This is a genomic window from Rhodothermales bacterium (genome assembly GCA_039944855.1).
Taxonomy (GTDB): domain Bacteria; phylum Bacteroidota; class Rhodothermia; order Rhodothermales; family JANQRZ01; genus JBBSMX01.
Map to the genome: position 1 here is coordinate 16,593 of JBDUXZ010000002.1, position 16,906 is coordinate 33,498.

The 16,906-nt window shown below is 67.0% G+C and carries 15 protein-coding genes; 2 read left to right on the forward strand and 13 right to left on the reverse strand.

Annotated features, from left to right (window positions below; genetic code table 11):
* The first annotated feature begins 72 nt into the window (after nt 1–72).
* Both raiA and ABJF88_00445 read left to right on the forward strand, forming a co-directional pair.
* Nucleotides 73–387, forward strand: coding sequence for a ribosome-associated translation inhibitor RaiA (gene raiA / locus ABJF88_00440; GenBank protein MEP0545378.1), 315 nt, complete (start codon nt 73–75; stop codon nt 385–387).
* Nucleotides 388–545: 158 nt separating this feature from the next.
* The gene (locus ABJF88_00445; GenBank protein MEP0545379.1) at nt 546–1,730 is read left to right on the forward strand and encodes a Na/Pi symporter; all 1,185 of its coding nucleotides are present in this window, start codon (nt 546–548) and stop codon (nt 1,728–1,730) included.
* 12 nt (nt 1,731–1,742) lie between these two features.
* Here the strand turns inward: ABJF88_00445 and ABJF88_00450 are convergent, their stop codons facing one another.
* The 13 genes from ABJF88_00450 to ABJF88_00510 all read right to left on the reverse strand — a co-directional run bounded on the left by ABJF88_00450 (nt 1,743) and on the right by ABJF88_00510 (nt 16,889).
* Complete coding sequence (locus ABJF88_00450; protein ID MEP0545380.1) at nt 1,743–2,699, reverse strand: methylenetetrahydrofolate reductase; 957 nt, start codon at nt 2,697–2,699, stop codon at nt 1,743–1,745.
* A gap of 73 nt (nt 2,700–2,772) precedes the next feature.
* Entirely contained in the window at nt 2,773–3,087 is a 315-nt protein-coding gene (locus ABJF88_00455; protein ID MEP0545381.1) for a hypothetical protein, read from the reverse strand.
* A gap of 6 nt (nt 3,088–3,093) precedes the next feature.
* On the reverse strand, nt 3,094–3,597 hold the full coding sequence (locus tag ABJF88_00460; protein MEP0545382.1) for a cytochrome C oxidase subunit IV family protein: 504 nt from the start codon (nt 3,595–3,597) through the stop codon (nt 3,094–3,096).
* Nucleotides 3,598–3,673: 76 nt separating this feature from the next.
* Nucleotides 3,674–4,528: a cytochrome c oxidase subunit 3 family protein gene (locus ABJF88_00465; GenBank protein MEP0545383.1), complete on the reverse strand. Its 855-nt coding sequence runs from the start codon at nt 4,526–4,528 to the stop codon at nt 3,674–3,676.
* Nucleotides 4,529–4,573: 45 nt separating this feature from the next.
* The gene (gene ctaD, locus ABJF88_00470; protein ID MEP0545384.1) at nt 4,574–6,421 is read right to left on the reverse strand and encodes a cytochrome c oxidase subunit I; all 1,848 of its coding nucleotides are present in this window, start codon (nt 6,419–6,421) and stop codon (nt 4,574–4,576) included.
* A gap of 49 nt (nt 6,422–6,470) precedes the next feature.
* Entirely contained in the window at nt 6,471–7,526 is a 1,056-nt protein-coding gene (gene coxB / locus ABJF88_00475; protein ID MEP0545385.1) for a cytochrome c oxidase subunit II, read from the reverse strand.
* A gap of 77 nt (nt 7,527–7,603) precedes the next feature.
* Nucleotides 7,604–8,449, reverse strand: a complete 846-nt coding sequence (locus ABJF88_00480; protein ID MEP0545386.1) for an SCO family protein — start codon at nt 8,447–8,449, stop codon at nt 7,604–7,606.
* A 3-nt stretch (nt 8,450–8,452) separates the two neighbouring features.
* Nucleotides 8,453–9,214, reverse strand: a complete 762-nt coding sequence (locus ABJF88_00485; GenBank protein ID MEP0545387.1) for a hypothetical protein — start codon at nt 9,212–9,214, stop codon at nt 8,453–8,455.
* 116 nt (nt 9,215–9,330) lie between these two features.
* Entirely contained in the window at nt 9,331–10,599 is a 1,269-nt protein-coding gene (locus ABJF88_00490; protein MEP0545388.1) for a hypothetical protein, read from the reverse strand.
* Nucleotides 10,600–10,644: 45 nt separating this feature from the next.
* On the reverse strand, nt 10,645–11,304 hold the full coding sequence (locus tag ABJF88_00495; protein MEP0545389.1) for a cytochrome c: 660 nt from the start codon (nt 11,302–11,304) through the stop codon (nt 10,645–10,647).
* Between the two features lie 47 nt (nt 11,305–11,351).
* Complete coding sequence (locus tag ABJF88_00500; protein MEP0545390.1) at nt 11,352–12,020, reverse strand: DUF3341 domain-containing protein; 669 nt, start codon at nt 12,018–12,020, stop codon at nt 11,352–11,354.
* Nucleotides 12,021–12,096: 76 nt separating this feature from the next.
* Complete coding sequence (gene nrfD, locus ABJF88_00505; GenBank protein ID MEP0545391.1) at nt 12,097–13,596, reverse strand: NrfD/PsrC family molybdoenzyme membrane anchor subunit; 1,500 nt, start codon at nt 13,594–13,596, stop codon at nt 12,097–12,099.
* Between the two features lie 71 nt (nt 13,597–13,667).
* Nucleotides 13,668–16,889, reverse strand: coding sequence for a TAT-variant-translocated molybdopterin oxidoreductase (locus ABJF88_00510; GenBank protein ID MEP0545392.1), 3,222 nt, complete (start codon nt 16,887–16,889; stop codon nt 13,668–13,670).
* Between the last annotated feature and the right edge of the window lie 17 nt (nt 16,890–16,906).

Genomic DNA, 16,906 nt, shown 5'->3' on the forward strand with positions numbered 1-16,906 from the left:
TGACAAACGGCTTCGGCGGCGGTATTCAGCCTAGTACCTCTCCGTATTTCTCACACCAGTCCAGAGGTACGTATGCAGACCCGCATCACCGCTCGTCACACGGAGCTTTCCGACGGCCTCCGCGCCCACATCGAAGCCTCCGTCTCCAAGCTCGACCGCTACTACAACGGCATCCACGACGCCCACGTCGTCCTCGACGGGCACGAATCCACGAATCCCGGCAAGAAGGTCGAGGTGAAGGTGAACGTGTACCGCCAGACCCTCACCGCGCAGGACGCCGCCGCGACGTACCAGGAAGCCGTGAACGGCTGCGTGCGTCAGCTTCGGCGCCAGGTGATCCGCTACAAAGGCAAAGTCCGCAGCACGGACAAGGACGTGCACCGCTAAGCCGGCGCCCCCTGTCCCCTCGTATGCCCCCGGCTGCCGATGCGGCCGGGGGCTTTCTTGTGCGCTTCTGCTCCCTGCGGCTCCCTCCGGTTCCGTATCATCCCATCGCGCTTCCCCCATCGCCACCCCGCCGCTTCCTCCCACGTCCTTCGCTCGCGATGTCGCGCGTCCTCCAAGTCCTCGCCCTCCTCTTCGTCCTGCTCCTCTTCTTCGTCAGCCTCGAGTTGATGGGCGACTCGTTCAAGCTGATGGGGAAGGGCTTCGCCCGGACCCTGCTCGAAACGACGGCGAACCCCTTCGTGGGGCTCTTCATCGGCATCCTCGCCACGTCGCTCGTCCAGAGTTCGTCCACGGTCACGTCGATGGTCGTGGGCATCGTAGCGGGCGGCGGGCTGACCGTCGCCGGCGCCGTCCCGATCGTGATGGGCGCGAACATCGGCACGAGCGTGACGAACACGATCGTCTCTCTCGGCCACATCACGCGGAAAGACGAGTTCCGCCGGGCGATGGCGGGCGCAACCGTGCACGACTTCTTTAACCTCATGGCCGTCGCCGTGCTGTTCCCGCTGGAGTTGATGACGGGGATCATCTCCTCCACCGCGCACGCCCTCGAAGAAGCCGTCTTCGGCATCGGCGGTACGGACCTGCTGAGCCCCGTCAAAGTCATCACCGACCCCATCGCGGACTGGGTAATCGGCGTGACGAACCAGAATGGGGTCGTCGTGCTATCGCTCGGGGTGCTCGGGCTGTTCGTCGCGCTGCGCTACCTCGTTAAGCTGTTGCGCGCGCTCTTGCTCGGTCGGAGCGAGCGGCTCCTCCACAAGTACGTCTTCGGCCGCCCGGCGGCGGCGTTCGCCTTCGGCATCCTCATCACAATCATGGTGCAGAGTTCGTCGATCACGACGAGCGTGATGGTGCCGATGGTAGGCGCGGGGATCGTAACGGTGGCGCAGATCTTCCCCTTCGTCCTCGGCGCCAACATCGGCACGACGATCACGGCCCTCCTGGCCGCCTTCGTGCTGGCAGCGGGCGGCGGCCCCACGGCCGAGGCAGCCATGACGGTGGCGTTCGCGCACCTCACGTTCAACGTGATGGGCGTGCTCCTCCTCTGGCCCATCCCTGCCTTCCGCCGGACACCTATCTGGCTGGCCGAGAAGCTAGGCGAGTACGCCGTGAAGAACCGGGCGTACGCCTTCGGCTACATCGCGCTCGTGTTCTTCATCCTGCCGATCCTCGTCATCCTCGCCACGCGCAACCTCGACACGTCGTTCTACAGCGACGCCCCGCCGGCCGAGCCGCCCGACGCCATCGAGCTCGTGGACCCGCCGCCGCCGGAGCCGTGAGGTCGGGTTCGGCTACGCCATCTTCCGCAGCGCCTCGACGACGCGCGTGACGTGCTTCGCCGTCTGCATGATGTAGAAGTGCACCGACGGCACGCCCCGGCTCATCAGCTCCTCGCTCTGCGCCTTCGCCCACTCGACGCCGACCTCGGCCACGCGGTCGGGCGAGGCGGACTCAACCTCGGCCGCGAGCGCCTCGGGAATCTCGACGTGGAAGTTGCTGGGGAGCGAGTGGAGGTGCCGCTTCGTCGTGAGAATCTTGATGCCGGGCACGATCGGCACCGTGATGCCGACCTCGCGGCAGCGCTCGACGAAGTCGAAGTAGTGCCGGTTGTCGTAGAACATCTGCGTGACGATGTAGTCGGCGCCGGCGTCCACCTTCCGCTTGAGGTCGAGCACGTCCCACGTCGGGTTCGGCGACTGGAAGTGCTTCTCGGGGTAGCCCGCGACGCCGATGCAGAAGTCCGTCGGTGCGCCGTCGATGAGCTCTTCGAGGAACTTGCCCCGGTTCATCGACTGGATCTGGCCGACGAGGTCGCACGCCGTGTCGTTGACGGAGCGGTGCGGGCCGAGCTTTTTGGGCGTGCCCTTGTCGTCCCCCCGCAGCGCCATCACGTTGCGGACGCCGAGGTATTGGAGCTCGATGAGGGCGTCCTCGGTCTCCTCGCGCGTGAAGCCGTGGCAGAGCAGGTGCGGCACGGTGTCGATCCCGTAGCGATACTGGATGGCCGCGCAGAGGCCGAGCGTGCCAGGCCGTTTCCGCTTGACGTGGCGGCGGATCGTGCCGTCGGGCATCTCTTCGTAGTAGACCTGCGCCGAGTGCCCCGTCACGTCGATGAACGGCGGCTCGAACGGGAGGAGCTGCTCGACGATGTCGAAGACGCCTTGCAGCGAGCCGCCGCGCACGGGCGGGATGATCTCGTACGAGATGAGCGGCTCCGTGGCGCGCTCGAAATGCTCGGTAACTTTCATGGGGTATAGGTTGGGGGTTCGCGGTTCGAGGTGATGGGCGTTCACTCCGAACCCACAACCCAGAACCTCAAACCTAGTTGCGTCGCCGGTAGACGTCTTCGATCCACGCTTCAGGGATGCCGTGGGAGCAGCCACCGGCGTGGTGGTACGGCCGGGCGAGTTCACGCACGTGCAGGCGCATGTCGTCGCGGATCTCGCGGAACCCGACGTGGACGACCTCCCCGCGTGCGCGCGCCGCGTGCCGCTCGGCCGCTTCATCCCGGATGAATGGCAGGGGCCGCTCGGGGAAGAGCACGCGGTACATCGCCACCGCCGACCAGACCGCCATCAGCACCGCCACCGGCACGGCGGCCACGACGAGAGCGGAGAGGGCGGCAGCGGGGACCATGGCCGATCAGGGGGCAGGCGGCGCCCCGATGAGTGCGGTGTCACCCGGCAGCACGAGCGGCTGCGCTTCGAAGGCGGGCTGAAGCTCCTGCGTCCGCTGCTGCAACTGTAGCTCCTGCATCTCCACCTCGTCGATCGCCGTCGCCGACCGCTCGTCGAAGGTGTCGCGGAAGCCGGTGTCGAGGAAAGTGAAGATGAAGAACACGGCGAGGAAGACGAGGCTGAGCGAGAAGGCGAGCGCGTTCACCTTGTTGTCGTACTTCAGCGCCATGAAGAACATGGCGACGAGCGTCGCCTTGACGCCCGCAATACCGAGCGCGACGGGCACGCTGAGCGCACCGAGGTGGATCGTCCCCGACCGCTCCATCAGCCCGAGCACGACGGTGAGGATCGTGAGGAAGATGAGCGCGCCGAACACCTTCAGCAGGATGCCGGACGAGAGGATGTGGTGCCCGTGATGCCCGTGGTCGGCGGGGTCATGCGCGGACGTGTCGTGGGGGTGGTCAGCCATAGTTGGAAGCGTGATGCGTACTACGTGATCTCAGAGGAAACGGTGATGCTCAGTCTCACGCATCACGTTTCACTCGTCACGAAATGAGGTACATCAAGGGGAAGAGGAAAATCCAGATCACGTCCACGACGTGCCAATAGAGCCCGACGTTCTCGATCGGGGTGTACCACGCGTCGGAGTATTTGCCGCGCCACGTCTTGACCGCGAGGATGGTGATCGCCACCATGCCGATGAGCACGTGGAGGCCGTGGATGCCGGTCATCACGTAGTAGATCGAGAAGAACAGGCCGGCGCGCTGGTTGTGGAGTCCGTGACTCCCCAGCCCGTGCACCTCGACGACGGCCTGGTCGACGCGGCCCGGGTCGTCTACGGCCGGCGTATCGTGCGCGGCAGCCCCGCCGTGCTCGCCCGCCGCGATGTTCGCATCGCCGAGGCCGGGGAGCGTGAACTCCGTGCCCTCGGCGTAAACCATGTTCGCGCCGGGGTAGATGCCGAGCTCGAACTTGTGCGTGTACTCGAAATACTTCACGACCATGAACATACCCGCGAGCGCGACCGTCGTGACGAGCAGCCAGAAGCAGAGCTTCTTGTTGTTCATCTGGATCGCGCGGATCGACCACGCGACCGTCAGCGAACTCGCGAGGAGGACGGCGGTGTTGACCGCGCCCATGATCGTGTCGAGCTGCGAGCTCGCCTCGACGAAGAGCTCGGGGTACATCGCGCGGTAGATCCCGTAGGCGACGAACATGCCGCCGAAGAGGAGGATCTCCGTCACGAGGAAGAGCCACATCCCCAGCTTCGCCGCGTCGAACTGCTGCTCGGAGGAGACGAAGTAGTGCTTGAGGTGCGGCGGGTGGTCCGCCGCGTGGGCGTGCCCGTGGCTCCCCGCGTGCGGGTCGTCGACGGTGACCGAGGTCGGGTGAACAGCCATGATGCAGAGGTTACGTCGGGGCGCCGCAGCGCCCCGACGGGATGATTAATCGTGCTTCGATTTCGGTTGCGCCAGCCCGAGGTCGACGGACTTGTGCATCTCCTGCGGCCCGCCCTGCTCGGGGTTCGGGACCGGAGCGGGCATGCCGGGCACGCGGCCCGCGCTGCCGTCGCCGCCCGTGCCGTCGCCGGAGCCGTCGCCCGCGAAGAGCGCGTCGTAGTCGTAGGGGCCGTGCGTGACGAGCGGCGTGCGGTGGAAGTTGTGGTGGTCCGGCGGGCTCGTCGTGTGCGTCCACTCCAGCGTCGCCGCGCCCCACGGGTTGCCGGGCGCGGGCTTGCCACGGAACAACGACCATATCATGTTGCCGAGCACCATCAGCAGCCCGAGCCCGAGGAACCACGAGCCGACGGTCGAGACCATGTGGAGGTCGTGGTACTGGTCGAGATAGGTGAAGTAGCGGCGCGGCATGCCCTGGCTGCCCAGGACGAACTGCGTGAAGAACGTCATGTTGAAGCCAAAGAACGCGACCACGGCCGAGATCCGGCCCCACCGTTCGCTCATCATCTTCCCGAACATCTTCGGCCACCAGTAGAACAGCCCGCCGATCATCGCGAACACCGTCCCGCCCATCATCACGTAGTGGAAGTGGGCGACGATGAAGTACGTGTCGTGGAGGTGGATGTCCACGCCGATCGCGCCGACCATGATGCCCGTCAGCCCGCCGATCGTGAAGAGGAACAGGAAGGCGAGCGCGTAGAGCATCGGCGTCGCCAGCCACACCGAGCCCTTGTACATCGTCGCCACCCAGTTCAACACCTTGATGCCGGAGGGCACGCCGATGAGGAACGTAATGACGGAGAACACGATCGACGAGAGCGGGCTCTGGCCGGAGACGAACATGTGGTGGCCCCACACGAAGAACCCGAGCATGGCGATCGCCACCGATGAGAGCGCGATCGCGCGGTAGCCGAACACCTTCTGCCGGCTGAACACGCCCATCAGCTCCGAGATCACCCCGAAGGCGGGGAGAATCATGATGTAGACGGCGGGGTGGCTGTAGAACCAGAAGAAGTGCTGGAAGAGCACGGGGTCGCCGCCGAGCGCCGGGTCGAAGATGCCGATGTTGAGGAACCGCTCCATCGCGAGGAGCAGCATCGTGATGCCGATGACGGGCGTGGCGAGGATCTGCACGATCGAGACGGCATAGAGCGCCCAGATGAAGAGCGGCAGCCGGTTCCACGTCAGCCCCGGCGCGCGCATCTTGTGGATCGTGACGATGAAGTTGATCCCGGTCAGGATACTCGCGAAGCCGGCCACGAAGACGGCGAGCGTCATCGGGAGCACGGCCGTGTTCGTCGTGTCGGAGTACGGCGTGTAGAACGTCCAGCCCGTGTCAATGCCGCCCGTGAAGATGGCGTAGAGCGCGATGCTCGCGCCGGCGAGGAAGATGTAGTACGAGGCGAGGTTCAGCTTGGGGAACGCCACGTCTTTGGCGCCGAGCTGGATCGGAAGCGCGAAGTTGCCCAGCGACGCCGGGATGCTAGGCACGATGAAGAGGAACACCATCACCACGCCGTGGAACGTGAACAGCCGGTTGTACTGGTCCGCCGTGAGGAAGTCGGAGCCGGGGTTCATCAGCTCGGCGCGCACGCCGAGCGCGGCAATCCCGGCGACGGCGAAGAAGAGCGAGACCGTGAAGAGGTACATCACCCCGATCCGCTTGTGGTCGACCGTCGTCGCCCACGCTTTGATCGTCGGCCATACGCGGGCGAAGCCGCGCACGTCGGGGCCGGGACCCGGTTCGAGGAGGTAGTGGTGGACGGGCTCGTGACCGGGCGGGTACGCCCGCGTGGCGGGCTCCGTGCGGACAGGGGCGGTGGCGACCGTGCTCATAGTTCGGCTCTGCGTTATCGTGGAGGGGTCAATCGTCGCCCCCTACGGTCTATTCGGCGGGAACGGGTTCGGCGGCGGGATCAGCAGCAGGGACCGCAGCGCTATCGGCGGGGGCGGCGGTGCTGTCGGAGGCGGCAGCAGCTGCGGCGTCCTCGTCCGACCAGTCGCCGTTGATCTCGCGGATGTAGGCGACGATCCCGGCGAGTTGGCGCTCGGTGAGGTTCGGGTACGCCGGCATCGCCGCGTTCTCGTATCCCTGTACGATGTGGGCCTGCGGTGCAACGATGGACTCAACCGTGTAGTTCGCGTCCATCACCGCGCTGCCGCCGTCCGCGAAGGGGCGCACCTCGCCCCACGTCCCGAGCCAGCTCGGCCCGACCTTCGCGGAGCCGTCGATGGAGTGGCACGCGTTGCACGCCTGCTGCGTGTAGAGCTGCTCGCCTAGGCGCGGGAGCGGGAGGTCGTCGCCGCCGCCGCCGGTCTGGAGCCACTCGTTGAACGTGCCCCGGTCCACGGCGATCACCTTCGCGTACATCTCCGAGTGGCTCGTCCCGCAGTACTCCGTGCAGAAGACCTGATACTCCCCGGCCTCCTTCACCTCGAACCAGACCGTCGTGTACCGGTTGGGCACCGCGTCGTGCTTGACGCGGAACGAGGGGATGTAAAACGAGTGGAGCACGTCCGTCGACGTCATCACGAGCTGCACCGGCTCGCCGACGGGCACGTAGAGGTCGCCGACGCTCGTGGAGCCGTTGGGGTACTCGAACTCCCACAGCCACTTCTTCCCGACGACGCGGATTTCGTACGAGTTGTCCGGCGCGATCCCCGCGCTGACGAACGTTTGGAAGCCCCAGAAGAACACGACGAGGACGAGGAGCGACGGGATGATCACCCACGACAGCTCCAGCCACTTGCTCGGGTGCACCTCGACCGGTCGGTCGGCGTGCGAGCGGCGGCGGTACTTCCACGCGTAGTACACCATGTAGAACGTGACGCCCGCCATCACGACGACGCTCGCCCACAGGATGAAGTTGAAGAGGGCGTCGATCTCGTGCGCCGTCGTCGACGCCTGAGGCGGCAGCCAGAAGGTTCCTTTGTCTTCCATAGTGTTGAGAATGTAGCCGTGCTTGCGGGGCTAACGACGTGCCCTGCCCAGTAAAGTGAAGCTAAACGCCGGCGGTGTCAAGAGGGCGTCAGCGTCGGGTCCGCCGCGTCGAGTCGGGTGCTCTCACGGCGCCAGAAAAACAGGAGGAAGCCACCGAGCAGGATGAGCGTCAGCACGCCGCCGACTTTCATCGCATTCGTCGCGTGAAGGACGTAGGAGCCGGCGTCGGGGTCGTACTGAAAGCAGTAGAGGATGAGTTGGTCGAGCGGCGAGGCAATTGTGCCGCTGCCCGCTTCGAGCACAGCCGTGCGGAAGTCGCGCGGGTGGAACTCGAGGCCGTAGAGATAGCGCGTGATGACGCCTTCCGGGCTGATGAAGTAGACGGCAGCGGTGTGCGCGAACTCCTGCTGCCGCTCGTTCCACTCGAAGCCGAAACCGATCTCGTCGGTGATCCGGTCGATGCTCTCCTGCGAGCCGGTGAGGAAGTACAACCCCTCGGCGGCCTGCGCCCCGTCGAAGCGGGCGAGGTAGCGCTCTCGGACCTCGGCGGCCCGCTCAGGCGTGTCGCGCGGGTCGAACGAGATCGCGAGCGCCTGATAGTCGTCGCCGAGATCGAGGCCGGCCTCCCGCATCGCCGTCGTCATCCCGTCGAGGATGAGACTGCACAGCATCGGGCAGTTGTGGTAGACGAAGGCGACGGCGACGGGCCGTTCGCCGTCGAAGTAGTCGCCGAGCGTGACGGCGTTGCCTTCGGAATCGACGAACGCGATGTCAGACGACACCGTCTCGCCGAGGTGCTCTTCGATGCCGACGCCGTCGAGCTCGTCGGGGATCTCACCGGGCGTCTGCGCTACAGATCGGCCGGCTGTGGTCAGCAGGACCACGGCGAACAGGCAGGCGATCAGAGCGCGTAGCGTCATCATCTATCAGCGATCTTCGGGTTCTTCCGTCGGAGGTACATCGGTCTCTGCTTCAACGTCCGAGCCTTCTGCTTCCGTGCCCGGCCCGAGGTCGACGCCCGGCTGCGGGATCGTCTGCTCGCGCTGGATCAGGCTGTCGTAGCCGAGCGCGTCGAGTTCGTACTCCCGGACACCGACTTCCGACTCGCGGATGGCGTCGAGGTAGAGCGTGCTGAAGTTGTCGGGCGCGGGGACGACCCCGTCGCTCCCCTCCTGTTGGGCGTAGTACGCTTCGGACACCTGGCTCATCGCTGCGCCGATGGGGAGCCGGTACAGGCTATCGGTGCGGCTGTAGTTCTCCATCTCGGCGGCCACGCGCTGGACCTCGCGCAACTCCGGGTACAACACGACGGCGTCGCGCTCGACGGTCTTCTCGTCGGCGACTTCGGCCACGAGGAAAAACACGCCGAACACGGCGAGGCCGAGCGTGATCGCCGTCGCGAGCATGATCGAGAAGATCTGCGCGGCTTCGACGCCCTCGCCTTCGGCCCCGAGGCGCTCCGCCTCGGCCTGGGCGTCGGGATCCCCCGTCACCTCCGCCGACACCTCGGCCGCCGATGCCTCCATCAACCCCTCGATGGGACCGAGTTCTTCCTGCTGATCGGGGCGCACTTCCCCCCTCGCTTCGGGCCGGGTGTGCGCATCCGGCGCGGGCGTCGGCTCTCCGCGATGCGGGTCCGGGGTGGGGCGGGGCGTGCCCTGAGGAGTATCGGAGTCGTGGTCAGCCATGGTGATGCAGGGTAACACGCGACGGGCGCGTCCTTGTTTTCAATAAAAAGTGAAAGCGGAATGAAACGTGCCGCTGCCCCCATCTGGGGGCCATCCCGCTCTCGAACCGGCGCTGCTTACACGTTCTGGAAGCGGAGGGAAAACGCGTAGTACGGATCGTTGTACGGCGTGATGCTGTGCCGCGACGCCCGCCACAGCGTAGCCCCCGTGAACACGCCGACCATCCCGAGCCAGAGTGTGATGTCGGTCCACGTAAGAGCCGCGTGTGCGTACGCCTCGTTATCGGTGGCGACGTAGAGGTTCGGCTTGATGAGCCACCACAGGTCGACCCAATGCATCACGAGGAGCCACACGCACATCACGGCGAGGACGGGATAGAGGCGCTTCGTGAAGCGGGGGATCAGGATGAAGAACGGCAGGATGAAGTGGAACCAGATGAGGGCGACGGTGACCGTCTCCCACCCGTGCGTCATCCGGTGCGTGAACCAGACCGTTTCTTCCGGGAGGTTGGCGTACCAGATCAGCATGTACTGGCTGAAGGCGATGTACGTCCAGAAGACGGTGAACGCGAAGAGGTACTTGCCGAGGTCGTGGTAGTGCTCCTCCCCCACTTCGAGCTTGAGCATGCCAGTCTGCCGGTAGGCCAGCGCCATGAGCGTCGTGGCCGCGATGCCGGCGAGGAACGCCCCGGCGAAGAAGTAGACGCCGAACATGGTCGAGAACCAGTGCGGGTCGAGGCTCATCACGAGGTCGTACGACGCGAAGGCCGTCGTGACGGCGACGAGCGGGATGCCCCACGCGCTGACGCGGCGGAGGTCGGCGCCGACATCGGCGCGCGGCTCGGTGTCCTGTCGCACGGAGATGCGGTAGAGCTTCGTCGAGACGATGATCCACGCCGCGAAGTAGACGACGATGCGGACGTAGAAGAACGGGAGGTTGAGGTAGCCCTGCTTGCCGGCAATCACCGCGTCGTAGTGCGGGTCGAGCGGGTCGAAGAGCTCCGCGTGCGTCCAGTGGTAGAGATCGTGCATCGTAGACGGCAACAGCAACGGGAGGCCGAGGATCGCCAGCAGCCAGAAGTTCGCCATCAGCATCTCGGGAAAGCGGCGGACGGCCGTGACCCACTTCGCGCGGGGGACGTGCTGGAACATCACGAAGAAGAGGGCGCCGATCGACACCGAGAGGCAGAACACCCACGCCGTGAGGTACGAGTACCAGAACGAGTAGTGGTCGCCGAAGAGCCCGACGAGGCTCACGAGCAGGAGCGCGGCGCCGAGGGCGAGCGGAACGAGCCACGCGCGCGAGTCCGCCGTGAACTGGTACTTCCGCGCGACGCGCTCGCGGTCGGCGGCCACGGGGTCGATGATGCGGGTGAAGAGGCTCATGCTGGAAGCGGTGAGGCGGGGTGAGGGTCGGAAGGCGACTCGCCCTTACGGCTGGATGGTGACGTTGGGGTTGTACGCCTCGAGCTGGTCGCGGATCGGGGCCGGGACGTCGCCCGCGCCCGCGTTCTGCGAGCGCTGGAGGGCACGGATGTAGCTCACGATCGCCCAGCGGTCGGGCACGGAGATCTGGTGCGCGTAGCTCGGCATGCTGCGGACGCCGTTCGCGATGGCGTCGTAGAAGTAGCCGTCGGCGCGGGCGCGGAGCGCGTCGGTGTGGTAGCTGGGGGCCGGGACGTAGCCGTAGCCCTGCCCGCCGTTGCCGACCATGATGATGCCGAGCCCATCGCCCGAGTAGCCGTGGCACGGCGTGCAGAAGATGTTGTAGCGCTCCTGCCCGCGCGCGAGCACGGCCGGGGTGACTTCCATCGGGATCGCCGGCACGTACGCGCCGTCGGGCGTGCGGCCGAGGAAATACGGAGCGTTCTCCGACGTCCGCAGCCCGGTCCGCTTGACGGTGCCGGGGACGGTCGGCCGCATCGCCGCGTCGTCGGCGAAGAAGGGGTTGGCCTCCTGCGCCTCGAAGGACTCCTGGAAGTCCATGTTGAGGTTGGGGTGGATCGGCGGGTTCTCCGAGTGCATCCCGCGGCACCCGCCGAGGGCGGAGCCGAGGCCGATCGCGGCGGCGAGGAAAAGCGTGGTTCGCATCATATCACGTTGGAAGCGAGCAGGGGGACGGAGGGCGTAGCGCCTCCTCAGATCGCGCGTGTGGTGTGGGGCGGCGGGGGCGCAGCGGGCGGCGCGTCGTCGACCGTCACCACCTCGCCGCGCTCGTCGAGGTCGTAGGCGCCGTCGTGATCGACGTACTCGACGCCGAGGGCGCCGTGGTCGCGGAGGAGCGCGGCCGTCGCAGCCCGGTCGAACTGCTTGTCGCCCTGCGCGACCTGGAGGAAGAAGCCGTCGTCGGTGGCGCGGGCGAAGCGCTGCGAGTAAAAGAGCGGGTTGTACGGCTTCGGCAGGCCGTTGAGCGCGAACATCCCGCCGACGGCCGCGAGCGCGGAGAAGAGGATCGTCAGCTCGAACGCGATCGGCACGCTCGGCTCGACCGAGAAGAACGGCTTGCCGCTGATGTTGAGCGGGTAGTCGACGGCGCCCATCCACCACTGCATGAGGAAGGCGAGGGCGCAGCCCGTGAGCCCGCCGCCGATCACGAGGTAGCCGAGCTTCGAGGGGCTCAGCCCCATCGCGCGGTCCATCCCGTGGATCGGGAACGGCGAGAACGTGTCGATCTGCGTGTAGCCCGCGCGGCGGACCGACTCCACGGCCTCGACGAGGTCGCCGGGGTTCGAGAACTCCGCGAGGAGGCCGACGTGCTTGTCGGCGCGGGCACGGAGGGCGTTGTCGATGAAAGCGGGGAGTGCCATAAGAGGTTTGGGGTTTGAGGTTTGGAGTCTTGGGTTCTCATTCTCGAACCTCGAACCCCAAACCCACAACCGATAACTAGCCTTTGTTGTCCTGCTCGGTGGCGGCAGTGCGGTAGGCGACGCGCGGCTCGGCCGGGGCACCGTCGGTCGCGCCGTGGCCGTCGCCGTGGGTGTGGTAGAAATGCGGGTCGGCCTGCGGCGTCACGGCCTTCACCTCGGAGATCGCTACCATCGGGACGAAGCGGAGGAAGAGGAGGAAGAGCGTGAAGAACAGCCCGAACGTGCCGATGTACGTCGCCACGTCGACGATCGTCGGCGAGAAGTAGTCCCACGACGAGGGGAGGTAGTCGCGGTGGAGGCTGGTCACCGTGATGACGAAGCGCTCGAACCACATCCCGATATTGACGACGATCGAGAGCGCGAACATGACGGGGATCGAGCGGCGGAACCGCTTGAACCAGAAGAGCTGGGGGAAGACGAGGTTGCACGTCATCATGATCCAGTACGCCCACGCGTACGGCCCCGTCGCCCGGTTGAGGAAGGCGAACTGCTCGTAGACCACGCCGGAGTACCACGCGATGAAGAACTCCGTGATGTAGGCGAACCCGACGATCGTGCCCGTGACGAGGATGATCACGTTCATCTTCTCGAGGTGGTCGAGCGTGATGAGGTTCTCGAGGTTGTACACCTTCCGCGCGACGATCATCAGCGTCACCACCATCGCGAAGCCGGAGAAGATGGCGCCGGCGACGAAGTAGGGCGGGAAGATCGTCGTGTGCCAGCCGGGCACGATGGAGATGGCGAAGTCGAAGGAGACGACGGAGTGGACCGAGAGCACGAGCGGCGTCGCGAGGCCGGCGAGGATGAGGTAAGCCTTCTCGTAGTGGCGCCAGTGGCGGTTCGAGCCGGTCCAGCCCATCGAGAGGATGCCGAGGATTTTGGCGCGGAGGTTCCGGCCCTGCGCCACGGCGCGGTCACGGAGCGTGCCGAGGTCGGGCACGAGGCCGACGTACCAGAACAGGAGCGAGACCGTGCCGTAGATCGACACCGCGAACACGTCCCAGAGCAGCGGCGACTTGAACTGCGGCCACATCGCCATCTGGTTCGGGAGCGGCAGCGTCCAGAAGATCACCCAGACACGCCCCACGTGGAACGTCGGGAAGACGAGGGCGCAGGCGACGGCGAAGAGCGTCATCGCCTCGGCGGCGCGGTTGATCGAGGTCCGCCAGCGCTGGCGGAAGAGGAAGAGGATGGCCGAGATGAGCGTCCCGGCGTGGCCGATGCCGACCCACCACACGAAGTTGACGATGGGCCAGCCCCACGCCACGGGCACGTTGTTGCCCCAGACGCCGACGCCGTTCCACACCTGGTAGGCGAGGGCGAGCCCGAGGATCATCAGCCCGCCGAGCGCGGCGCTGAAGGCGATGAGCCACCCGACCGGCGTCTTCTTCTCGGAGTGGTACGAGACCATCTCCGTGATGTCGTGGAACGAGAGGTTCCCCTTGACGAGGCGCTCGTCCTCGAGGAGGAAGTGCTCGTCGTGGTTACCGGTGTGGGTCGTTGCGGTCGTTGCCACAGGATCAGGCGATGGGTGAGCGCGCACCGTCGTGCGCAAGGTAGGGGCGCAGCACGCTGCGCCCGTACGGATCAGGCGTCGAGGTCGTGCGTCGGGACGGGCTGGACCGTCTCGGGCTGCGGGCGCAGGAGCGCGTCGAGCGTCGGGTTCGGGTTGCGGAGGCGCGCGAGGTAGCTCAGGCGCGGCTTCACGTTGAGCTCTTCGAGCAGCTCGTAGCGCCGGCCGTTCCGCTTCATCTGCGAGACGAGCGAGTCCGGGTCCGAGATGTCGCCGAAGACGATGGCGTTCGTCGGGCACGTCTGCTGGCAAGCCGTCTGCACCTCGCCATCGTTCATCCCGCGGTCCTCGATGTGGGCCACGCGCTGGGCGCCGCGGATGCGCTGGATGCACCACGTGCACTTCTCCATCACGCCGCGGAAGCGCATCGTCACGTCGGGGTTCATCGCCATCTGGAGCTCGAGCGGGAGCGTCTTCGTCCAGTTGTAGAAGTTGAACCGGCGGACCTTGTACGGGCAGTTGTTCGAGCAGTAGCGCGTGCCGATGCAGCGGTTGTACGTCATCTCGTTGAGCCCGTCCGGGGAGTGGCTCGTGGCCGAGACCGGGCAGACGCTCTCGCACGGCGCGTACTCGCAGTGCTGGCACATCATCGGCTGCATCACCATGTCCGGCGACGGGCCGTACTCGCCCACGCCCTCGGTCTCGAACGGGTCGTCGGTCCACTCGCTGACGTAGTAGCGGTCCATCCGCAACCAGTGCATCTCGCGGCCCCGGCTGACCTGGTCCTTGCCGACGACCATGATGTTGTTCTCGCTCTGGCAGGCGACGACGCACGCGTTGCACCCGGAGCACGCGTTGAGGTCGATCGTCATCCCCCACTGCTGGTCCGAGTACATCGCCTCGCCGATGCGGGGGTCGCTGGCGGGGCTGTCGTCTTCGCCCCACGCCGGCGGGTAAATCTCCCACGGCGTGTCTTCGATGGGCTTGACCTCGCTGCGGGGGAAGCCGGTCTCGCGGTACTCCTCCAGCGACGCCATGCGGACGATCGGGCGGCCCTCCATCGAGCCGTGGTCCTGCGTCGTGGCGATCTGGTAGCCGTCGCTGACGATCGCGACTTCGGCGGCGGGGATGACGGGGGCGCCGTCGGTGCCCCGGAGAAGCGCGGCGTTGGCCTTCGCACCGATGCCGTTCGCGACGGGGCCGGGCCGGTAGACGTCGGCGTCCTTGTCGAAGAGGCGGGCGAGGAGGTTGCGGTCGGTGATGAGCCGCTCGGTCTCGAGGTCGCGCCCGAAGCCCATCGTCACCGTGATCGAGTCGTTGGGGTGGCCGGGCTGGATCCACGCCGGCACCTCGATCACCTGATCGCCGACGCGGATCCCGATGATGCTGGTGTAGACGTTGCCTGACTCGACGGGCCCGCCTTCGAACGAGCCCTCGACGGCATCGATGCCGAGGCGGGCGGCCGTGACGGCGCTCATCTGCGCGACGGCGTCCCACGTCACTTTCGTGACCGGGTCCGGCAGCTCCTGCATCCACGCGTTGTTCGAGAAGAACCCGTCGTGCAGCCTCGGGTCCGGCCGGACGACGACTTCGAGCGCGCCCTCGACGGGCACGGGGAGCCGGGCGAGGGAGCCGGAGCCGCCCGCGCCGCCGGCGACGGCCGCGTACTGCGTGCCGGGGAGGAAGCCGTTGTGGAGGAGCGTCCGCCACGCATCTTCGAAGTTGCCGGAGAGCAGGCCCTGCGCGCGAACCGTCTCGCGGACGAGGTCGTAGCCCGCCGTGTCGGTGCCGGTCACGAGCGCGCTCAGCACTTCGGTCTCGGAGTGGGCGGCCTCGTAGAGCGGCGCGATGAGCGGCTGGATGACGGAGTACGTCCCATCATAGGCTCGGCCGTCGCCCCACTGTTCGAGGTAGTGCGTGCGCGGGAGGTGCCACGTGGCGAGCCGCGCCGTCTCGTCGCGGTGCGAGCCGAGGTGGATCGAGACGGGGACTTCGGCGAGCGCAGCGGCGAAGCCGAGCGCGGGCGGCGCGTCATAGACCGGGTTTACGCCGATCATCACGAGGGCGTCGACGGCGCCGGCGCCCATCTCGCGGACGAGCTGCTGCATGGCCTCGGCCTGCGGCACGGCGGACTCGGCGCCGGTGTCGAGGTACTGCACGGCGCCGTTGCTGAATTGGGTGTTGAGCCGGGCGCAGAGCGCCTGGATCGCCGGCGGCTGCGTCGGCCCGGCGACGAAGACCGTAGCCCCGGCGCGGGCGTCCTCGACGATCGCGCGGACGACGGGGTGCTCGGCCATGAGCTGGCCGGCGGCCCCGGCCTCGCCCATCCCGAGCCCGGCGGCGACGGCGGCGGCGAAGAACGGGATCGCGCCCGCCTTCATCGGCACGCGGTGGTCGGCCATCCCGCCGGTCGGCGTGTAGGCACTCTCCACGACGTAGAGCCGGCTCATCTCGTCGGTCGGCTCCAAGACGCGGCGGCTCTGGGCGTACTCGCGCGCGTTGTAGACGGCGTTCTCGGTCGAGAGGAAGTCGGCGTCGAACGAGACGATGGTCTGGGCCTGCGAGAAGCGGTAGAGCGGGCGGAGCGGGCGGCCCGCCGCCTCCTGTACGCCGAGCGACGCGGTGTCTTCACCGATGCCGCGATACGTGACCCAGCGGGCGTTCGGGTTCTGCGCGAGGAGCTGGTCCCGCAGCCGGAGCACCGTCGGCGACGACGTGGGCTCGGAGAGGACGACGAGGCGGCGGCCCTGCAGCTGCCGCGTGAACCCGACGAAGTCGACCCAGCTCGCGTCACCGGTCTCGCGGCGCATCGTGCGCGAGCGGTCGGGGTCGTAGAGGTTGAGGATGCTCGCCTGCGCGAAAACGTCGGCCGCGCCCCGGTTCATCGGGTGCTCGGGGTTACCATCCACCTTCGTCGGGCGCCCTTCGTGGCTCTCCACGAGGAGGCCCTGCACGTAGCCGCCCATCGGCATCGCCGTGGCATAGAAGTTCGGGATGCCGGGGACGATGTCCTCGGGCTTGCGCGCGTACGGCAGCACGGCCTCGACGGGGCGGCGGCACCCGCTGAGCCCGACGCCCGCCATCGCCATCGACGCGCCCATGATCTTCATGAACGAGCGGCGGCTCGGTCCGGGGTCGCCGTCGAGTTCGCTGCGGTCCGTGGCGGCGGGGTGGAACTCGTCTTTGACGATGGCCCGGTGCCCGGCGGCGTTGCGCAGGTCGGCCTGGCTGCGCCAGAACTTCGGCTGGCCGTCGGCTGCGACGTCGGACGAGGAGAGGATATCGAGTTCGATCATGGGTGAGGGTTTGAGGT